8 protein-coding genes are annotated in these 23038 nt (G+C 45.3%); 6 read left to right on the top strand and 2 right to left on the bottom strand.

The window, feature by feature from the left end:
- Nucleotides 1-212: 212 nt before the first annotated feature.
- The 5 genes from DA100_RS13410 (at nt 213) to DA100_RS13390 (ending at nt 18931) form a co-directional block, all read left to right on the top strand.
- On the top strand, nt 213-11222 hold the full coding sequence (locus DA100_RS13410; protein ID WP_138972606.1) for a DUF11 domain-containing protein: 11010 nt from the start codon (nt 213-215) through the stop codon (nt 11220-11222).
- Between the two features lie 46 nt (nt 11223-11268).
- On the top strand, nt 11269-14802 hold the full coding sequence (locus tag DA100_RS13405) for a hypothetical protein (protein WP_138972605.1): 3534 nt from the start codon (nt 11269-11271) through the stop codon (nt 14800-14802).
- A 15-nt stretch (nt 14803-14817) separates the two neighbouring features.
- Entirely contained in the window at nt 14818-15708 is an 891-nt protein-coding gene (locus DA100_RS13400) for an OmpA family protein (protein WP_138972604.1), read from the top strand.
- 72 nt (nt 15709-15780) lie between these two features.
- Nucleotides 15781-16641 (top strand): mechanosensitive ion channel family protein, encoded by an 861-nt coding sequence (locus tag DA100_RS13395; RefSeq protein ID WP_138972603.1) that lies wholly within the window; start codon nt 15781-15783, stop codon nt 16639-16641.
- Between the two features lie 253 nt (nt 16642-16894).
- Nucleotides 16895-18931: an EAL domain-containing protein gene (locus tag DA100_RS13390; protein WP_138972602.1), complete on the top strand. Its 2037-nt coding sequence runs from the start codon at nt 16895-16897 to the stop codon at nt 18929-18931.
- Nucleotides 18932-18998: 67 nt separating this feature from the next.
- On the opposite strand, the gene DA100_RS13385 is transcribed toward DA100_RS13390, so the two are convergent.
- Nucleotides 18999-19340: a winged helix-turn-helix domain-containing protein gene (locus tag DA100_RS13385; protein ID WP_138972601.1), complete on the bottom strand. Its 342-nt coding sequence runs from the start codon at nt 19338-19340 to the stop codon at nt 18999-19001.
- 165 nt (nt 19341-19505) lie between these two features.
- Here DA100_RS13385 and DA100_RS13380 point away from each other — a divergent pair, with 165 nt between their 5' ends.
- On the top strand, nt 19506-22256 hold the full coding sequence (locus DA100_RS13380) for a M16 family metallopeptidase (protein ID WP_138972600.1): 2751 nt from the start codon (nt 19506-19508) through the stop codon (nt 22254-22256).
- A gap of 32 nt (nt 22257-22288) precedes the next feature.
- Here DA100_RS13380 and DA100_RS13375 read toward each other — a convergent pair whose 3' ends face one another.
- Nucleotides 22289-22906, bottom strand: coding sequence for a triacylglycerol lipase (locus tag DA100_RS13375; protein ID WP_138972599.1), 618 nt, complete (start codon nt 22904-22906; stop codon nt 22289-22291).
- Nucleotides 22907-23038: the final 132 nt, after the last annotated feature.

Raw genomic sequence — 23038 nt, 5'->3', positions numbered from 1 at the left:
TGAGTATTTGATATTTTTTACACTCAATAGATGCTTTCTGACAGTGCAGTGACAACCGATGACCGTTCAAAACAATAATGCGTAGCTTGCTCAACCGCTGCTAATCAAGAAATAAAACAATCGCGATAGCAGTAATTAGACAATGGGATGAAACCGTTTTGCTAAACCAGATTCCTTCAAAACTGTATTCTTTAATCACAGTGTTATTGGCAATGTTTTCTATACAAGCCTTTGCGGCAGATATAGAAGTTGTTGTTACACCTGCAAGTTCGACATACGAAAATGGTCAGTTGATTGATTATTATGTCACTGTAAAAAATACTACTGCGAAAACATTCCGTGACGTAGAAGTGGAAGACCTTGTCTGGGATACACAGACCAACACCGAGTCTGGCCGTGGTAAAGCGTTTAGTTCAGTCACAATTACGGCTTCAAATAGTTGGGGGTCAAACCCTGGTTCGTTTACCAGCAGTGATTCGAATCTGTCGGTATCTGATGCAAAGTTATTCCCATTCGGTAGCAACGATTATGTCATCCAAGCCAAAGTGAGTGATGATGCGATTGGTAAAATAGAACTTGGCAAAACCACGGTTAGAGCAGACGTTGATGGCGATGGTAGCGCAGAAGTGTTTGTACCGAGTGTGGCGAGTGTTTTTAACCCAGTTCCTTACCAATATGAACTGGCGCTCTCGGCAGATAAAGATGAGTACCTCGTCGGTGATTCACTGACGTATACTCTCACGGTGACCAACACAGGCAGTTATCGAGTTCAAGGTCTTGATATCAATCAAGCGTTCGAATCACTGGCTGTCGAGCATAGCAACGGAGCAACTTCATCTCCGTTTAGTAATGTCACCATTAGTGGTAAAACAACCGGTAGTGGCAGTGAACTTGGTACTTTTGCTACGAGCGGTGATCTGGCGGTTACAGACGCAAAGATTGTGGTAGGAGGCAAGCTGACCTATACCGTTACAACGACGGTAGCTAACGATCTTGTTGGAGACATTGTCACTTCAGCAACAGCGCATACCAAAGAAGGCAATATTGAAAGTGATGAGCAAATCACTCCCCCAGCTCAGCCCATAGTTAGTATTGAACATACACTCAATAATGCATCGCCATATCTGGTTAGTTCAGAGCGTGTCTTTACTGTTAAAGTTAGCAACCGCGGTCAAGGCATTGCTTACGGCTATCATGTTAAACACAATATCAAACAACTGATCACTGACTTAGGTTTAGGTAACAACTTACAACCTGAGCACAATAGCAGCGACTTATCTGGTAATCCATTCGCTCAGTGGAGTGTTGAGGTGGCCGATATTGGTGGCAATTCTCTTTCCAAGTATAAAGACCTCGGGTCTCAATTAGATGTAGATTTTGATGACCAAGTTTCTATTTACCCAAATGAAAGCATCACTTATCAGCTTAAAGCGAGTATTTCTCCCGTCGCGATCGGTGAGATAAAAGGGGCTAATGCGGCGATATTCAACGCTGATGGTGCGCTTGAGCAAGACGCGCAAATCAGCAATATATTTGCTGCAGAGCGAACGCTCAATGTTTCTGACTCTGAAATTAAGATCGTTAAAACGACCAAAGAGTCTGAGTATATCCCGGGCAATACCGTTGAATATGAGATTAAAGTTTCCAACTCTTCGTCAAAATATTTCGCTAACGATCTGCAAATCGTCGATGACTTAACTTGTGTTACCACAGATATGGCTGCTGGTGCAGGTCAGGGGCAGGCTTTCAAACGTTGGAAGCTGGAACCTATCAGCGCAGAAGATAATCAAGGTACCGATCATGGCCAATATAGCTATGGCTCGTGGACCAGCTCTCCAGTGACAGTGTCACCAGATGTTGCACCTGGTAAGTTCGTGACTTACAAGCTTACTGCCGAAGTCAACGATTCGAGCGTGGGTCTGATTCTCGATGATAACCCTGCGTGTAGTGATAACGTGACAGAAGAAGGTTCGGGTGTGCAGATGCCTGAGGATAACCTTCTTGTGAGTAAAGATGTTGATTCACGTTACTACTCTTCAGGTGATACGCTAACTTACACTATTCGTGTTGATAATGACGGTGATGGTTTTGCAGACCAAGTGCATGTTATGGATGCCATCGATAAGCTAGAAACTGTCGACATCTTTGGCAATACGATTACTGCATTCGATAGTTGGACTATTACCGCACAAGCGTATAAAGAAAACGGTTCACCATCAACGGCATCAGACACAGGCATCAGTGGTAGTGTGAGCAGTCCTGACATTCTGGATGTAAAAGCAACGATTGAGCCGCGCGGTTACGTCATCTACACCATTGAAGCTAAGACCAATCCATTGGTGGATGGTCATATTCAGAACAGCGTGAAAGTGGATGATTCCGTCTATGCTGACCGAGGTTCGGATCCTCGAGATTTCAATATTAATCTGATCAAAGAAGTAAAAACAAACAACGATGCGAACTTCCATACCGATCAAACCAGCTATTCCAAAATGGAAAACCAGATCACCTATCGTCTGCGTGTTATCAATGCGAAAGGGAATGGTTATGCCACTAATGTAAAAGTCAAAGATAGCATTTCGACGATTGAGGCAGGCCTACTTGAACCAGACAACGTTTCGAAAAAAGTCTTCTCTTCTTGGACGATCAATGCAGAGATTATTTCGGATGATCCACTGCTAAACGGCAATAGTACTTTCACCAAGGTCGGGACTTTTGAAGATAACAAAGATCTTGATACCGTCGCCCAGATTGCGCCAAACGTTGAGGTTGTTTATACCATTACTGCTCAGATCGATCGCAGTAATGGTGACGAAATTATCTATAAGCGTATAGACAACAGTGCCGTAGTTGAAACTCCAGATTCAGACTCTCAGTCAGGGATGCAAGATGCTGCTGTGGTTTATCCAAAAGCGCCCAATGTTGTCGTAGTAAAAACCACCAAAGAGAATGAGTTTATTCCGGGGCAGTGGGTAGAGTTTGATGTCACGGTTTATAACCGTGGTGCAGGTTACGCGAATGAAGTGCAAGTCACTGATGATATCGCGGGTATGAATGCGTTTTCGGAATGGACAATACAGGCCATCACAGATAAGAATAACTCTCCTTTTAAAACAGGTAGTTATCCTGATGTGAAGTCGAACTACCCCAACAACGGTAACATAGATACCCGTATTGATATTGACCCTCAAACGGTTCAGGGGATGGGTTTTGTTACCTATAAAATTCGCGGTTTAGTCAAAAATGACTACAGCAAAGACGAAATGTCTAACACAGTAGAGATCCACGACCCAGTTAATAATCTTGACCAATCCGCGACCGCCGAAATTGGTGGCAGTGGTGGCGCAAAACTGAACGTGTCTATCCTAAAAACTGCCGATGTGAGTCGTTTCACGCCGGGACAGGATGTGACCTACTTTATCTATTTACAGAACAACAGTGATAATACGGCAGACAACCTGAAACTTGTTGATCCAATTAAGGAAATTAAGTCGGTACTTGCCAACAAGAAGAACAATCAGTTTGAAGAGTATGAAGACCAATCTCCATTTGAATACTGGGAGTTTGATTACGGTGACGGTGCCGGTTGGCAAGGTCAAACTACAGAAGATCTTGTCTATCCTCCAGGTAGTGTTAGCAGCTCGTTTTCTCTAGCAGCTGGCGAGACGCGCACTGTTAAGATCAAAGCTCGAGTCAAAGACAACGTGGTTGGTTCTCGTGATTCAGCAGGGATATTAGAGCCTATCATCGCCAACAACGCCTACATCTTCCGTGATTACAAACAAGTCTCGGAAGAGTCGCATGTGTCGCACCATGAAATGGAACGAGTGGATAGTGGAGGCACAACGACTCGTGAACTATTGGTCAATGGTAAGAAGAGTGCGTTTTATGCACCAGGTGACACGCTGACTTATAAAGTAAAAGTCAGTTCTGACCGTGGTTATTTCAATAACTATCGTGTGGCTGAAAACATTAAGGGAGTAAGCGTTCTGCTTTTAGATGGAAGGAATGCTAACCCGTTTAATGACACCTTCTCTGTCGCGGTTGAAAAAGAAGACAGCGATGGTGGCGATGGCACAACGGACGGCACGCTAGATGGTGTGGTTAAGGACAATGAAAACATCACGACAACCATAGACGTTGCAGGTGGAGATTATGTCCTCTATACCGTCGAAGGCGTAGTACGTGACGATGCCGTAGGGGATATCACTATTGGTGGAATTACGGTTGAACCGTACGCCTACCATCTAGCGTTTACTAAAACAGTCGAGCAGAAAAACTATCAACCAGGTGCTGAGCTGACTTACCATCTCACGATCAAAAATGATGGTAAGGGCGGAGCATACAATATTCCTGTTGTCGACGCACTTTCAACTATCAAAGTGAGTTTGCTTGATGGTAGCGAAGGCGTTGCTTTTCCAGAAGGTTGGACGATAGAACCTAAGGTTGTTGGTGGCAATCCGCATGCTGAAGTCGATCTCGATAAAACCATTGTAAATAACCAAGATATAAATACGCATGCTTCAATTCCGGCTGGTGAAACGGTTGAGTATGTTGTTCGTGCTAAAGTTAATGCCAATGCGGTAGGTATTATTGTCAACTTGCTCAAGGTCGACGGTGACACAGTGAGTGCTGAGTCGAAGGCCGACACTGAGAAATATGACTTTGAGAAGCATGTGACTAAAATATACGATGTTGACGGTAGCACCGAGCTCTCGGGTGGATACACACCTGGTGGTTACATCGAGTATCAGATCCTGCTCAAAAACAAAAACAATGTTCACTTACAAGACATTGCCATCTTTGATGATATTCAGGGAATCTCAACCGAATATTTCGATGGCACAACAGGTCCAGCATTTACGAGTTGGACGATCAATACCGACGTTGATGGTTCATCGCTGTCAAACGCGGGTTCTGTCGCCAACAACACCAATATAGATACGGTGTTTGACCTCGCTGCGAGCAGTTTTGAACCTTCAGGCACCTTCGTTAAGTACACGATTAAGGCGCATGTGTCGGATAAAGCGGTCGGATCCATACAAAATATTGCTAAGGTTGATGGTAAGCATAATCTCCCGTCAGAGAGGGTAGATATGCTGCCAGCCAATGTTGAAAAACTGCATAAATCCTACACGGATGCTAGTTATGCAACGCAAAAGGGAACCTACAACCATACTGTTGATGGGCAGAAAGTGGTTTACCGTCTGCGTCTTGAAAACAAAGGTAAGGGTACTGAGTACAACGCGAATCTGAGTGAAGAGTTTAGCAAGCTGAAATCAAAGCTCGCGCAAATTGCCGCAGGTCAACCAGACAACCAGCAGGGCGTGGTTTACCAACCTGCTACTTGGCTTGTCTCGGTTGCAAAATCTGATGAAGTGACGACCGATATTGGTTCATTCGTAGGTGGCACCGATGTGGATATTGATATTCCTAAGTTGTCGATTGCCGCCAATGGTTGGATTGATATTAAGATGGAATCCCGGATCCGCGATGATGCAGTGACTGCGGTGACCATTCAGCCTAAATACAATGGTGCTGGGTTTGGTAAGTCGCAAATCAATCCAGAAACATCGAATCTAGATGTCAGCAAAGAGATTGTATCGATTGGTGGTAGACCCTATTCGAATGGCGATACATATAAACCGGGCGAAGAAGTCATTTATCAGTTTACTGTCACCAATACGACGCCAGTGTGGCGCGACAATGCTGTACTGCGTGACCTATTATCGAACATTACCGTAGAAGTGCTCGGTGGCAATGTTACCCAAGCATTGTTGGACACTGAAATCACGCATACGATTTCTACAGGTTTAGATGGTGACATCGATACCTATCTACCTCCGTATGACAAAACAGGTGATCTCGACATCGTCGCTGATATTGCACCGAGAGAAGAGATTCAGTTCTTGATCAAGGGCACTATCAGACCAGACGCACTGGGTACCATTGACGCGAACCAAGCAACGGGTGGTAATCACCAAGTCGCAACACCAGAGATACCTCCAGTGGCTCCTGATCTCGTGTTCGAAAAACTGGTTACCAATACCACTGCGGATGGCAGTAGTTGTAGCTTCCCATCGAACAGTGGCAGCGGTTGTGAATACAATCCAGCTGGTCAGGTGAGTTACACCATTACGGTCGAAAACCGTGGTGAAGGTATTGCCAATGACGTCGCGATTATCGATAAGCTCAATGCCATTAGTACATCGACTGGTGCCAAAGCATTCAGTGGACTTTCGACCACCATCATTGAACAACCGAGTAGCGATCGTTTCTTTATTTCAGGTAACTACTCAGGCAATATGCCTCTTGATGCCACTTTCGACCTGATGCCAGGCGATAAAGTCGTGTTTGGTCTGATAGGTATTGTCGATGCCGATGCGACCGGTACCATCACTAACATTGCGAAAGTTGACAGTCAGGACTCGAACTCAATAGTACTTGGCCAAGGTGACGCCGATATTATCGCGGCTAAGTCGACTGATACTCCAAGTTACACGCCAGGTGGTGAAGTGCGTTATACCATGTACGTTGCCAACCGAGCCGATTCGAATGCAGATGTGCGTGTTCAAGATGAGATTTCGAAATTTACGGTACTGACCGCTGATGGTTCAATGCAGACCGCACTTAAATCTTGGACGACTAACGCAACGTTTGTGTCGAATATCAGCGCTGCGCACAACGATGCGAGTACCATTCAGACCAGCGGCGATATTGATGCCGTCGTCAAATTAGGTGCGGCCGGTACCGAGCCGACAGTGCTTAAAATCGAAGTGGTAGGTCAAGTTAGAGACGATGCGATTGGCAAGTTTGGTAACACGCTATACGTCGACAACAAACAGTACGATTTACAGCAGCATTTTATCTATCCTCAGCAAGGTGCTCTGACCGTCACGAAACAAGCTTCGCTATCTCCAGCGCTTTATGCGCCTGGTGATTCGATTGGCTTTGATATTGTGATTGAGAATACCGGCGCGGGTTATCTGCAAAATCTTCATGTTGAAGATATCGCGTCAAGTATCCGAGCGGATGTCGTGGACAGTTTATTGCCAGGTCGAGTGTTCAACTCATGGGATAGTGCAACCAGTTCGATCACCATCGTAGATCCTTCGGTAAGCAAAACAATTGTGATTGACCAATCGGCTTTTGATGCACCGGATGGGTTTAGTGGTGATTTCAATCTCGCCCCCGGCTCTCAGATTCAGCTTCATCTTGAAGGCACCGTGAATAGCAATGTGATCGGGGCCATTACTAACCAAGTGAGTGTCACCGCTGATGACGTCGACGGGGCTAACGATACGGCAACTTATTTGCCGATGGATGCGGAAGTGACCGTGTCGAAAACCGTCGATAAGAGTGTTTATCAGGCGCAAGATACCCTAACTTATACGCTAGTGTTGACCAATACACAGCGAGTATGGGCGACCGATGTGAAGGTTACGGACTTAGTTGATCGTATCAGTGCGGAAACGATCTACGGCAGTACGATATCAGTATTTGACCCAGCAACGATTGAAATTAGCGCCGTCTCTTCCAATGGAAACACCAGTTTGCCAGCACTATCGGGTAACTATATCGACAACACCATTGATATTGCGCCGCAAGACATTGTGACGATTACGATCAAAGGGCAACTCAAGCCTGAAATCATAGGCGAAGTGCGAAACGTCGTTCAGCTTGAATACGATGGTAAGACGCTTGAAGATGAAGCGATCAGTACGCCACTGACTCCAACGATTGAAGTCACAAAAGAGCCGCTCGATCCACTTTATACTCCGGGAATGGTTAACGGCTTTGAAATCAAAATCGTCAATAAGGATGCTGCCTTTGCCAATGACATAGTGCTGGAAGATTTGATTTCTGCGGTCATGGTATCGACAGCCGATGGCGTTGACCGACAAGCATTTAGTCGCTGGACAGTCAGTTACTCCGCTAACGATCCAATGACATCGGTGGATAAACGCAGTTACGCTTGGAACAGCGATATTAATGCGACGATTGACTTAGCGCCGAATGATACGATTACGTTTACGATTCAAGGCGAAGTCGATGCCAAAGCGATAGGTGATATCGTCAACACCGCCAAGGTGGCGTACGATGGCAAAAATTTTGAGCCGAGTGCCACGATTACGCCTAAGCCAGCAGATATATCGGTGACGAAAATCGCTGACCAAGAATTCTATCAGGCCGGACAGAGTGCACAGTTTGTCGTAACCATCACCAATGGCGGAGAAGGTTTCGCCAATGATGTGATCATCAAAGACATCATGAACGATGTCTTGGTCACTTTGGTTGATGGTTCGAACGGCACGGCATTTGAATCATGGACAGTGAAGACACAGTTGAGTGATGTCACTTCATCACTGACGTCTGTGCCTAGCGGCAACAATCCTGATATCGATACTATTGCAGACATTGCACCGAACAGCACGGTTACCTTTACGATAAATGGTACGGTCAACCGTTATGCAACGACGGATATTATCAACCAGGTAAGTGTGGAGTTTTCTGGTCAGCCAACGTTAAATGCAGAGGCGATCATCAAGCACCGCCCAGTATCTCTGACATTGGAAAAATACGTTGGTGAAACCGGAACTGAGACAGAAATGGCTTATGAACCGGGTAAAGAGTCTGTCTTCCGTGTCATTGTTGCTAACCAGAACGAGGCCTTTGTTGCTGGCATTCAACTGAAAGATCTCCTTGATTCAATGGTAGTGGATACCGTGAATGGGGCAAAAGAAGCTGCGTTTTCTAGTTGGAACATTGAAGTCAACAAAGGCAACGAGCTGACGACGATTTCCCCAGATCCTAGCGGAGACAACAAACAGGTGGATTCGATCGTCAATCTTGCGCCAAACGACACTCTTGAGCTGGTGATTAAAGGCACAGTGAATGAGTTTGCTAACGGACAGATTGATAACAAAGCATCGATGGTAATCAACAACAGTGGTCGCCCACAGCGTTCGACTGCCGTTGCAAGCCTAATCCCTGAACCAGATAACGTCGTGATCAGTGAATCAGCGGACAACCCAATCTATAAGGCAGGTCAAGCTGCGACATTCCGCATCACGCTAGTTAACGACAGTAAAGGTTTTGCCAACGATATCGTGCTGAGAAATGCGATTTCTCGGATGAAAGTTCCGACTAAACCGGACGTAACCAGCGGTGATCGTGAAGTTGTTAATGCCTTTACCGATTGGAACATCACTGCGACAAGCACCGACCCTAGAACCAACATTAATGTGGGTACATTGGCTGCCAATGATGACATTGATATCTCGGGTGATATTGCTCCGGGTGATACAGTTGAAATCGCGATCACGGGTACCATAGATGCTCGTGCTATGGGTGAAATTATCAACACAACGCATAAGATCGACGAGTCTCAATCTGCAACGCCGTCAACACGAAATGTGTCGGTTGAAACCGTCAGTGCGATGATCACTCCTCAAGCTGTCAGCTTTGCAATCGACAAAACCACAGATAAAGGTGAGAACGCTGAGTACACCAATGATGATTCAGAGCTGACTTACATTCTTCGTGTGAGCAATGAAGGATCGGCGACCATTTCTGGTGCACAAATGGTGGATGAAATCACTAAGCTGGTGGGGGCGAACGGCAATGCCTTATTTACCACTTGGAAAGGAACGATTGAAGAGTGGCCGAGTGGTCAGAAGAAAGGCGAGTTTACCGATAAAGATCTGATGCTTCCCGATGGAGCGCTTTCACTCGATCTGTTGCCTTACATGGGTAATGGCTATGTGATTAAGATTACCGGTGAATTGAACAAAGGCTTGGATGACAACATCACCAATACCTTTACTGTCACTGACCCTGCGACTGGCATTTCTGCATCGGATGATGTCACTATTCACGTCAAGAAGTTTGCTGACAATGAAGGTGAGTTGCTGGTGACCAAAGAAGCGCTGAAAACAGATGCGCAGGTCGGCGACGTTGTTGAGTATGAAGTGACCATCATCAACAACAACGAATCAGAATTTAAGAACGTTAAGCTAGTGGATCGTTACCCATCAGGCTTCGCTTATGTTCCTGGTTCCACAGAGATCACCAATAGCGGTCCTGATGGTCAGTTTGATACCAATGATGATGTCATCAACACGGATGATCCAGCTGTCACGAGCACGCTTACCTTTAATGTGGGTGATATGTTGGCCTATGGCGGTGCTGACAAGACCATCACGGAGCAAGTTCGTATTCGTTACCTACTGCGTGTGACTGTTGGCGCAACATTCGGCAAGTACGTCAACTCAGCGGTAGCAATGGCGCCACCTGAAGGTCAGGTGACGGGCGCTTTGGAAGAGAAATCAAACACCGCCACCGCGACGGTTGAAGTCATGCCAGATAAGGTATTCGACACGGCTTCTATCATAGGTAAAGTGTTTGAAGATCATAACAAAGATGGTTTCCAAGCTGATGCAACCGCATTCGAAGTAAAGTTGTCTGCGAACGTCAGTGACAGAGATTATATTGCCAACACCACAGTGATGATTCGTGATGGAAAAGAGCATCATCTTAAAGACCGTAGTCATACAAGAGGTGAGCATACGGGTAATGTCTATGGCGTGCAGGTTAATCAGGCTGGCGAATTTAAGCATAACTATGGGCATGCGGTCGAATCGAAAAAACAGTCAAAGCAGTTTGATTCGGTATTAGTGGCTGGTTATGAGATAGACGAGCTATATGGGATGTCTAAAAACCGTACCTTACCATCGAGCAACAAGGTGAGTTTCCAGCTTGAAACGAAGACCAAAGAGGGATTCAGCTTTAGCGTTATTACTGAGTCTGGAACGCGCCTAGTGTTTGATCGAGAGGGCAATATTAGTTCGAACCATGTTGGAGATAAGCAACAGGGGTTATCTGCTGAAAATCTTGATGTAACCAGAAACCTATTCAAAGATGGTGATCACTACTTGTGGGAAATCGTCATAGAAAACAAAGGGATCTATGAGGATGGCATCCCTGGTGTAAGACTACTCACAGTAGAAGGTATTGTGATAGAAACCGATCAGTACGGTCGCTACCATGTACCAGATCAGTGGGTTCTAGATAAAAAAGGTAAGAACTTCTTGGTGAAGGTTGATACCGATTCATTGCCGACAGGCATGAAAGTCATCAGCGAAAACCCAAGAGTACAACGGATCTCTCCCAACAAACTGACCAAGTTTAACTTCAGTGTCTCGGTAGAGGACAAAGAGTAATCGTGAATAACTATAACGACAAACAGACGCGATTGGCGGAATAATTATGAATAAATTCAAAATGACTCGTTTGGCAGTAAGTATTATGGCAGCCATTCCCATTATGGCAGTGGCAAAAGATACCAGTCAGTTGGAAAAAATCGACACAGATACCACGGGTATTGAGGTCGAAGTTCATCAACAGGAAGACAGCTCACGCATCTATCTCGAAGAGGGCGCTATTTGGGCTAGCCGAGATATTACCCGTTTTGAACCAGTACTCGATGTAAGTGTGAGTGATGAGCTAGAAGTTAAAGAGGGACAGTTATCTGACAAGGTTAACTTTACCGTCAGCTCAAACTACAGCTACTACATGCAACGCTATCAAATAGAGATTTTCCGTGGTCAAGACCGCAGCCTATCTCAGCCGATTAAGGTCATCGAAGGTACTGAGGTTGCGAACGATATTGATATTAGTTGGGATGGCTCGACCGACACTGATTATGCATTCGAAATCGGCAACCAACTGCAATTCAGGTTCAAAGCTTGGGATAAAGACGGCAACATGGACATCACGACTATCGGCGTGATTGACCTAGTACGCCCAGATTCTGAGGTGGATATCGATCGTAATCAGAGCGAAGAGCAATTGGCGCGAAGTTTTGGTCGTGCGCAGCTAATGCGGCATAACATCCCGACCAATTCGGGGTTGGCTAAGTTTATTGGTACCGGGCTTAAAGGTGTCGATAAAGTGGTGATTGGAGAAGATGAATTCGAAGTTGAAGATGGAGAGCTATACGCCGAGCAGTTCTTGCCTGCTGACGCCTATATTTTTCCAACCAAGGTCATCTTTGACAATGGCGATGAGCGCCGCTATCAGTTGTACGTGCGTATTCCAGATACCTACTACGCACAGGCAGGTTTGGCCGATATGTATATTGGTAAAAACCGCGTAACGGGTGATACCGGAGCATTGGGTGTCAATGACCAATATCAGGATGATGTTTACAACCAAGGACGTATTGCCTACTTCAGTCAGGGCAAGTTCGGCGATAAGTTACGTTTAACCACGCACTTTGATAGTAAAGATGGACAGATCAAAGACATCTTCAAGCATCCATTTGCTGCGGAAGACTCGTCTGTCTTCGACATTCTCGAAGACGATGATGAACTTTACTATGGTGATTACGGCGATGGAGCCAACATCCACAAGGTGGTGAACACTAAAGGTAAAGTATACTTCGATCTTGAGTACGATAAGTCTCGGGTAGTGTGGGGTAACTACAACACTGGACTGACTGGCACCGACAACAATGACTACAACCGTAGCTTGTATGGTTTTAAAGGAGATTATCGTACCCGTTCTACCACTAGGTATGGCGAAGATAGACTCAATATTGTTGGCTTCGCTGCGTCAGCAGACTCCTCTTTTGCTCATGATGAATTTCTCGGTACAGGGGGGGCACTTTACTTCCTACGTCATGGTGAGTTAGTCCCAGGCAGTGACAAAGTCTATGTCAAAGTCGTCAATAAGGACTCGGGTATATCAGAGCGAGAAGTACCACTTCAATCAGGCCGAGACTATGAAATCGACCCATATCAGGGCCGAATCATCTTGATGCGACCTCTGAACAACATCATTTCAGATAGCTTTGGCAGCGTGATTGATGACACACCAACAGACGGTTTTGAAAACTATCTTGCGGTCGATTATGAATACGTGCCAAGAGGCTCCGACGTTAAGGATTCATTGACTTACGGTGGTCGCGCTAAGGGCTGGGTAAACGACTACATTGGTATTGGAGTCAACTACGCAACTGAAGAGCGAGATGGTCAGAACTATCAGGCTTCGGGAACGGATCTGACGCTACGCGCAACAGAAGGGACATACATCAAAGCGGAATGGGCACACAGCGAGGGCCGTCAGACGGATTCAAACTTTGTCTCTTTTGATGGTGGTTTAACCTTTACCCCAGTGGGTGAAGACTTTGATGAGCGTAAAGGTGACTCGATACAGGTTAAAGGTGTTGCAAGCTTATACGACATTGCTCCGAACATTTTTGGTGCAGTGGGGAACGATGTTAAGGCTTGGTACAAATCGAAAGATGCGGGTTACAGCTATGCCAGCCAAAGTGACGATTTGGAGCAATTGTCATACGGAACCGAGTTGCGTTTACAAGCCTCCGATCGACTGAGCTTTGCGACGCGCTATACCTCGATTGAAGAGACAGAGCTCGATGGTACTAAGCAAACCGATACTCAGCAGGCTGAGCTTGAAGCTCAGTTTAAGCTGACCGATCACGTTAAAGTTTCGGCAGCAGCAAAACAAGTCGACGAGCTGAATCGTGAAAACGTAAAGGGTAAGGGTACCCTAGCGGGCTTAAGAGCTGACTATATCTGGGACAGTGACAACAGCGTATATATTAAAGGCCAGTCTACGGTAGATAAGACGGCTCAGTATGACGATAACGACAGTGTCTCTGTGGGTGCTGAATTCCGAGTGTTTGATGATCTCTCGTTGGGAGCGGAATACACCACAGGTGATCGCGGTGATTCGGCAGAGGCAACCGCAAGTTACGACATCACAGAGAATTACACCACCTATGTAACTTATACGGACGATAACTACGAAGGGCAAAATAACGTTGTCGTAGGGCAGCGTGCCGATTTGACATCCAATGTCGATTTCTATCAGGAAAATCAGTTTGTTAATGAGAACAACGGCAAAGGGCAGATTGACTCCTTTGGCTTTGGTTACGATATGAGTGACGACATTGATTTTGGTATCGGTTATCAGCAGGGTGAAATTGAGAAGAAAAACGACGTCGATCCGAGTAAACTAGAAATCACGGAACGTAAAGCGGTGACGTTCACCGCCAATATGGATATTGACGATGTTAACCTCAAGCATAAGATTGAGTACCGTGTTGATAAAGGCAACGAAAATGTCGATGTCAATAAGCGTAGGGTGGATCAGTTTGTTACGACCAACCGATACACTCAGAACTTAACCGAAGAATATACCTTGTTCGGCAAATTCAACTATTCGAAATCGATCAGTAAAGAGACCGATGAAACATTAGAGCGCTTCGTTGAAGTAACAGGTGGCCTAGCGTATCGTCCTATCTATAATGATCGATTAAATCTGCTTAGCCGCTATACGTATATTGCCGACAAAGATAATCTCGATCGTGATGTCGATTACAGCAATGAAGAGTCACATATCATCGAAGTGGAAGGTATCTACTCGGTAAACGCCAAAGTCGATGTTGGTGCTAAATACGCGCACAAAGATAAGAAAGAGGATTTTGAGCGTGCTTCTGGGAGCGTAGAAACGGTCGAAAGCAACATCAACCTATATGGTCTAAGCGCGTCCTACCATGTCATTAAAGAGTGGGATGTGACGGGCGAATATCACTGGAAAACCGATACGCTCAATGATGAACTTGAGCACGGTGCACTTGTTTCAGTGAACAAACATCTTTCTGACAACTTTAAAGTTGGTATTGGCTATAACTTCTCTGGCTTTGACAGTAACTTAGCCAACGATGATGACTACAATGCCAAGGGTGTCTTTATCAACCTTGTTGGTAAGTTATAGAGGATTAACATGACAATGAAACTCAAAACGCTCTTTGCTGTAGGTATGGTAATGGGGTTGGTCGCGTGCTCTACCGATACCTATGTAAGTAAAGAAAACATAGACAAGTTTGGTGATCCGCAGGTAGAGAAGTTCTTGATTCGAGAGTGTATTGTACCAGAGCGAGACATACGAATTGCCATGGCTTCCCATTTTGATTTCGACAAATCAGAGTTGAAACAACAGGATAAAGCATCAATCGACCAACTGATCTCAAGCATTGGTAAACTGCATGGTCAGATTGCGATTGTTGGCCATACTGATTATCAAGGCTCGGATGATTACAACGTTAAACTGTCCCTGCGTCGGGCTGAAGCGGTAAAAGCTTACATGCAAACTCAATTAGACCCCTCTCGCTACGATTGGGAAGTGAAGTACTACGGCGAGTCTAAGCCACTGGTTGAGGGGACGACAAAGCAGGCGAATGCCGAAAACCGTCGTGCGTATATTGTGTTTGAACAGACACAAACCCAGCAGGAAAATGCGTTTTGTCAGCCTCCACAACCAGAGCGCAAAGTCTTTGTCGCCATGACCTCTCATTTTGACTTTGATAAGGCGCAGCTGAATCCAGCCGATAAAATCTCATTGGATGAGTTTGCGAACAATTTAACTGGCTTAAATGGGCGAGTATTGATTGCCGGGCATACCGACTATCAAGGCTCAATCAGTTACAATGAGCAGCTCGCGCAGCGCAGAGCAGAATCGGTCATGCAATATTTGCAGACTAAGCTAGACCCAAGCCAATTTGTGTGGGAAGTTAAGTCTTTTGGTGAGTTGAACCCAGTCACTCAAGAGCAGAACCTAGATGCCAATGCTCTGAATAGACGTGCGTTTGTCGTATTCAAAGAGGGTGAGTTACCCAAGTAACTCATTCAATAAAACCAACTATTTAAAGGGGCACATTGCCCCTTTTTAACAATTACCAAGCAGGAGCAGAGCGTGGAGAAAGTACAAGCAGTCATCGATTTTCTTCTAACTCACAAATTGATGTTTACCGTGTTGATCATTGTGATGATCTCACTGGGTCGTCGGCTAATATTGTCACGGATACGTGGTGAGGTAGCCTTTGTGACAGAGAAACAGCGTAACTGGATGTCACGTACGAAAAACGGGTCATTCATCGTACTGGTCATGTTGCTGTTTATACTCTGGCAGTCGGAAATCAATGAATTTGCGCTCTCAGTCACCGCAATTGCTGTTGCGATAGTTGTGGCATCTAAAGAGATCATTCTCTGCTTCACTGGGTCAATTCAACGAGCCAGTTCGCGTTCATTTCGTATTGGTGATTGGATAGAAGTGGGTAAGATCTGTGGTGAGGTAATTGAACACAACATGATGGCGACGGTGATTCAAGAGATTGACCTCTATCATGGTCAGTATCACTACACAGGTAAAACGGCGACCTTACCTAACAGTATGTTCTTTACCTATCCGGTGAAAAACCTCAATTTTATGAAGCGCTATGTCTACCATGACTTCTCTATCGTCGTGCCAGATTTTGTGAATCTGTTTCCTCTTGTCCCTGAGATCTTGGCTAAAATTGATGAGCGTATTCACCACTTTAGCGAAGTTGCCAAACGTTATAACTCAATGATCGAAAAGCACGCAGGCGTTGATCTGCCAGGCTCAGAGCCGCATATTCATATCAATAGTGGCAGCACGGGTGAGCAAATCGTCCACTTTATGCTTTTCTGCCCAACGGATAAGGCGACGCATCTGGAACAAGAGATTAGGGCGGATTTTATGGCGCTTTATGAACAACGTTTTCCGTGCAATAAAAACGCACAGCAATCGGACTAAATAGCGTCAGCCTTGCTCGTTATGTGATCGGTTTAATTGCAATTGGTTGTCGTGTCGATAGATAACCTAGTTCGAGTTTTTTCGGAAAATGGAGTATGGTGCGCGCAATTGCCTATATGAGCTCGGTAGTCTATTCGGAGCTTTGTGCGCAGCTTACGGATACAAAAAATTTCATTAAGGAAAATGCTGCGTCAGGCAATGGATGCGCACCAAGTGCGTAAATTCTTTAATCTATTGGCTATTAATTTCCTTAATGAACACCTCTTTTATCTATCGCGTTTTTACCCGATTTTCGGAAAACGCTTATCTGAACGGCTTATGTAATGTCTTTGTGATGTTGCTGCCGGTTTCGCTGCTTTCTGCCTTTGCTATGCTCATTAGTAGTGGTCTGGCGGAGCTTGGTTTTCAATCCCAAGCAAACTATCTGATGTTTATTAGCAAACTTGTGTGGAAGCTCTTTCCAATACTCCTGCTAATTTACTATTCATTATTTTTAGCGCGTTTACATAACATCTCGCGTACCAATGTTATTACGCCTTCGCTGCTGATCTACGTCATCCTATCTAATGAGTGGGGATTACTTCATACCGGTTCGATTCTACCGGATAACTACCCGCTGGCGATCATTACGCCTCTACTCGTAGCTTTGACGGTAAAGCAGTTGACCCGACGAAGAGTCTACATGGAGTCTGGCTTACCGAATGTCGTCGATCAGTCGATCAACTTGATATTTGGCACGGTTTTGATTGTGGCCCTCTATGTTTCACTGGGGCATTACCTTGGTGGTGCATTTTATTCAATGTCTTGTGTGAAGGAGCTGGTTCCTACCATTGGTGTTGACTCGTTGCTTGGTGGTCTATGGTATGAGTTAGTACGAAATCTGTTGTGGACAATAGGTATTAACGGCCACATCTTACTCGCGGGTTACAAACAAGAATTGTATCAACTCTCATTAGATAGCTTCACTATGTATCAAATTATGGGAGAGGAACTGCCTATACTGACCAGCAGTTTCTACGATATCTATGCGGGAATCGGTGGAGCAGGCAACACGCTTAGCTTAGTGTTATGTATGTTGTTGTTCACTAAAAACAAAGGCTATCGCACCTTAGCTGGCGCGACGTTAATTCTGAGTATTTTTAATATCAATGAGCCTGTGTTGTTTGGCTTGCCTGTGATATTTAATCCCGTTCTCATCATTCCGTTTTTGATCACACCACTGGTGGCTATTCTAGTTGCTTACACCGCGACATGGATTGGGTTGGTCGCTCCGGTGTCGCAATTTGTTAGCTGGATGACGCCAACCTTGTTTAGTGGCTATCTGGCGACGGATGGCAGCATCAGTGGTGCCCTCCTTCAATTTGTCATCATAGTCATCGGCATGATGATTTATCTGCCATTTTTTAAGCAGATGGATCGAGTGTTGGGCAGTCATGCGGTGTTCTCAAAGGGTTCCTCGGATGAGTTTTTCAACTATCAAGAAGTGGGGAATAGCGGTGGTGTGATAGGTTTACTGCCTCATATGAGTGGCAACCTTCGAGCACAAAAGCAGATTAGTGATTTGCAACACGATGGCGAATTTGTTTTGTTCTATCAACCACAGATCGACAATAGCAAACACTGTGTCTCTTCTCTTGAGGTGCTGATTCGACACCGAAGCAAAGATGGCACGATAACGCCACCGAATTTTCTCGCCAATTTCGCTACATTGGGACTGACCTCAGAGTTAGATCTATGGGTTATCCGAAGAGCGTTACAAGAGGTTGCACCGCTGGCATCCAATAAGACATTCAAGATTTCGATTAACGTCTCTCCAGAAACGTTTCTTGTGCCTAATTTTGCTGAAATAGTGATTGAGCTAATCGAGAATAGCTCCTTGAACTATGAGCAAATTGAACTGGAGATCACTGAGGAACTGCTGATTCAAGATGAGCAGCGAACTTGGAGTGTTTTCACACAGTTGAGAGAGAAAGGCATTAGAATCGCGCTTGATGACTTTGGTTCTGGTTATTCCTCTATTGGTCACTTATGCAAGTATGAATTTGATAAGGTGAAAATTGACCGTTCATTAGTCATCAACTTAAAGCACAAAAACGGTCGAGAGATGTTCCGTTTAACCAGTGAGCTCGTGCGTATTACTGGAGCAGAAATTGTCGTCGAAGGTGTGGAAACACAAGAGGAGTTGGATTTTGTAACTCAACAAGGGATTGCGCTCATTCAGGGTTACTATTTCTACCAGCCAATGCCGTTTGAACAAGTTTGCCAGCAAGTGGTGATCTGCAATCACTGATGTTAGTGTTTACGAAAGGAGCCCTTATGGCTCCTTTGATTTTTTTGTGCTATTTCCATCGCAACCGTTAACTAAATACCATACCAAACAGACCAGAGAACTGCGCTAGCTCTGCCTTATTGACGCGATAGCAAACTTTGGGTGGGATAGATTGAGCTGTGATGAAATTTGCCTGCTTCAGGATGCGCAAGTGTTCAGACACGGTTGATTGTGCCAATCCAAGCTCAGACACCAAATCACTGTTCAGGCATCCGTCCAGTTTTTCGAGATTAAGTAGAATCTTCACTATTCTTACGCGCGCAGGGTGGGAGAGTGCCTTTGCTTGTGCGGCGAGTTTGAGTTCCTGTGCCAGCTCTTGTTCAGTAGATTTGAAAGCTTGCGCATTGACTTGACTGCATGAATTAGGCATCTGGACACACTTAAATAGTTAATCGTCGAATTGCGATAAATAATACGCACCTTATCTCAAATCTGCAACTCAATCAGAATATTACATTATTGAGAACGAATTATTTAATATTTCCATTTGCTTGGGATATATTTGAGCTGATTTTAATAATAATGAAGTATGGCTATGAGAATAATATTTTTTGCCCTAGCACTTTTGCTTGTCGGTTGTAGTCAACCTAAAGTTGAGGTCCCAATACAACAAGATCCACAATGGACAAGCGGACAGCTAGAAAACGGTGTTCGTTTCCACTTATATCCGATGGACGATGAGTCTGTGTCGATTCGCATGTTTGTCCATGCGGGTTCAGCTCAAGAGACTGTTCAACAAAAAGGCTACGCGCACTTTTTGGAACACATGGCGTTCAATGGTTCGAAAAACTTCAGCACCAATGACATTGTTAAACTATTTGAAAAGACAGGTTTAACCTTTGGCGCCGATATGAACGCTTATACTTCTTACTATGAGACGGTGTATGAGCTTGACCTACCTGACAATAAAGAGATCGAAACCGCGGTGATGTGGATGCGAGACATCGCGGATGGTTTGTCGCTTTCTCCAAATGAAGTAGAGAAAGAGAAAGGCGTTATTCAAGGTGAGATTCGTCGTTCTAGCCCAGAGCATAAATCGCTGGAAGGTAAGTATTACGATTTTCTAGTCAAGGGAACTCAACTGGATAACATCGACCCAGTTGGAAATCAGCAGTCAGTCGACGGTGCAACACCAGAGTCGATCCGAGCCTTCTACCAGACTTGGTATCAGCCTCAGTCTACTGAAATCATCCTGACAGGTGATATTGAGCTTGAGCAAGCCAAAGCATTGCTGGATAAGTACTTTGGTTCTTGGCAGCAAACGTCAAGCGCTAAACTACAAAGTAAGCAACATACCGAGCTGGTATTACGTGACTTCACCACTGAGGTTGGCGAATTTGATGCTCCAAGCATGAGCCTATTGGTTGAGCGTGGTCCAGCGAGCATCCGTTATCGTGGTCAACTGCATGAACAGTGGCTGGATGAAGTTGCACTACAGCTAGTTTGGAATCGCCTCGATGCTAAGTTCACTGAGCAGGCGGCACCCTTACAAAGTCTCTACTCATCGCCTTATTACCTGAATGAACGACGCTATGCGTTGCTTTCAGTGAGTTTCTCAGCACCGGACAGAGAGCAAGCACAGGCGTTGTTTAGTCAAACTCTCGCATCACTGCGAGACCACGGTGTCAGTGCGCAAGAAATCGAAAGGGTGATGGCTTCGTTTAATCAACTCGCGACTAATGTTGATTATAATTGGCAACAGCAGTCTCCAGTCGACTTCGCTAGTCAAATGGTTAATGTCATTTCACTCGGTGAGTCGACTCAGTCAAAGCAGGACTATAAGCAAAGCTTAGATGAGTTTATCCAGCTAGCTTCGATTGAGCAGATCAATATGACGCTGAAGGATTTGCTGTCGCAGGACTTTGCTATTGTACTTGGTGCCGATGACACCGCTGCGATTCCTGCACTTGAAAAACAGCTGCCAGAACTGCGCAAGCAAGTTAAACAACCGGGAGTTAAACCCCTTGCTTTAGCGACATCGGTATCAGAACTGGCTCAGCCTCAATCAAGCGGTACGATTGCAAATAAACAAATCACAGATACGGGCTTTACCGTTTGGACTCTATCCAATGGGGTTGAGGTGTGGTTTGAACAAGACGCCAATGCCGGTGACAACGTTCAGTTTATTTACGCAAGTGAAGGCGGCACTGCGGCACTCGATCCGAGTTTATACGCAGCGTCAGAGTTAGCAGTGGCTGCGATCTCACGCAGTGGTGTTGGTGAGTTTACTGGCTCCCAGTTTGATGCTTACCTTGGTCGCAACACGATTGAAGTCTATCCATTCATTGGGTTCAGTCATCATGGTATCGAGATAGCCTCTCCGAGAGCAAAACTTGCTGATGCGTTTAATGTCATGTTCAACATTGTAACCAACGCTAAAGTAGACAAGCGTCAGGTAGAAACCGTCGCTCGAGAAAGACTAGAGGAACTCAAGTCATACTTAGAGACACCTGTTGGTCAGTGGAATAAATCGATCAACGGTAACGCTTACTTAGCGGATAGTCGCCATCGTATGATCACCGCTCCTCAGCTCGCAATGGTGACAGACGTTGAAGTGCAGAAAGTCTATGAGCAGCTCTATGACTTTAATCGAAATAACAAGCTGGTGGTGATTGGTGATATTCAAGCGGAGGAGCTAGAGCCACTGCTGACTCATTTCATCGGTTCTATTCCTCTTCAGGATGCGCCACAAAGCTCTTATGCCGCTGGCTATCAATTGCAACCAAAGCCGCGTATTGATTTACCGTTAAATAATGAGCAAAACAGTTTCTATCTGTTGCGAGCAACCAACCCAAGTACGGTTGCGAGTAGTGTACGCACGGCATTTATCGATGACATGATCCAACGTCAGTTGTCAAAGCAACTGACCAGCTATGTTAGGGAAGAGCTCAGCCTCGATTATGCGCCAGATGCGTACAGTGTTTCTCAAGACAGGGAGCCAAGTACCGATTGGTTTATTGAGGCTCAGGTCGCTCCGAAAGATATCAAAAAGATCGATCAAGCGATAGATAAGGTGATAGATGACATGGTGCAGGGAATCAGTCAGCAAGACTTAGATCTGGTGGCGAAGCAGCTGTCCGTAGCGTTACAACCCCTAGATAATGATCCTGTGCAAAGACTCTGGTTCTATACCCGTTATCTTATCCATGGCTATGGGATAGAGGCATTGACCGATGTTGATGCGATGACGAAGTCTATCACTAAGCCAGAGTTTGAACAGAGGGTTAGCCAGGCCTTCGGTGAAGAGAGTATCAAGACTAAGTACACCCTAACACCGAAACCCTAGCCACAGAAAAGCAGCGAGTCATCGCTGCTTTTTTAATGGATAAACGCATTGTTCGCAATGAAATGATGAATTTGCTGCGGAACCAATGAGGTGTAGATTAGGCTGGTATGACTGCTGCGAATCTCTACATGGTCGGTCATACCTTCTATCTTGGTCTCATCGACGGTGACCGTTCCATCAGACATCATTTTATTATCCATCATCAGTAATGATCGCGCGCCAAGTGGCAGTGTTCCGGCGATGCATCCCAGTTTTTGTGGTTGATTCCACGTTCCTTCGTGTTGCGCCAACCCAAATGATGGTGAGTTTCCGAGGATGGCACTCATCCCCAGTTCTTGAATGCGAGTTACAATGGATGCGCCTTGCATCGGAGAGCCAATGGTGACGACATGTGACACCTGCTGTTGATCAAGTTGGCGAGCTTGTAGGTAGTGCTTAATGATAAGTCCACCTAGACTGTGCCCGACCAGAATATTGGGCATTTGCGTTGAAAGGGCATTATCGATAGCGTTAAAGACTTTATTCTCGTCAATCGCAACAGTGTTGTAAGAGAGAATTTTGGTGCGATAGCCTAAATCACGTAAGCGGTGACTCAAGGGCTGCATGACCATACCATGCATATACAGGCCATGTAAGATTATGATTTTCATAGAACTCCCTGTTACGAGATGTGCTAGATAATCTAACCATTTTCGACCAAGAAAAGCACCTAAAAAATATCAGATTGTGTAAGTATGTGGGGTTGGACGTTGAGATAAATACTGGCAGCTAATTGCGCATTA

The sequence above is a fragment of the Vibrio sp. Hep-1b-8 genome (genome assembly GCF_006124995.1).
GTDB lineage: Bacteria > Pseudomonadota > Gammaproteobacteria > Enterobacterales > Vibrionaceae > Vibrio.
The sequence above is the reverse complement of the archived record's forward strand: the minus strand, read 5'-3'. Positions and strand labels throughout refer to the sequence as shown.

Coding starts and splice junctions, on each gene's coding strand:
- DA100_RS13405 (WP_138972605.1), top strand. CDS start 11,269: ATGAATAAATTCAAAATGACTCGTTTGGCAGTAAGTATTATGGCAGCC.
- DA100_RS13375 (WP_138972599.1), bottom strand. CDS start 22,906: ATGAAAATCATAATCTTACATGGCCTGTATATGCATGGTATGGTCATG.
- DA100_RS13385 (WP_138972601.1), bottom strand. CDS start 19,340: ATGCCTAATTCATGCAGTCAAGTCAATGCGCAAGCTTTCAAATCTACT.
- DA100_RS13410 (WP_138972606.1), top strand. CDS start 213: ATGTTTTCTATACAAGCCTTTGCGGCAGATATAGAAGTTGTTGTTACA.
- DA100_RS13400 (WP_138972604.1), top strand. CDS start 14,818: ATGAAACTCAAAACGCTCTTTGCTGTAGGTATGGTAATGGGGTTGGTC.
- DA100_RS13390 (WP_138972602.1), top strand. CDS start 16,895: ATGAACACCTCTTTTATCTATCGCGTTTTTACCCGATTTTCGGAAAAC.
- DA100_RS13380 (WP_138972600.1), top strand. CDS start 19,506: ATGAGAATAATATTTTTTGCCCTAGCACTTTTGCTTGTCGGTTGTAGT.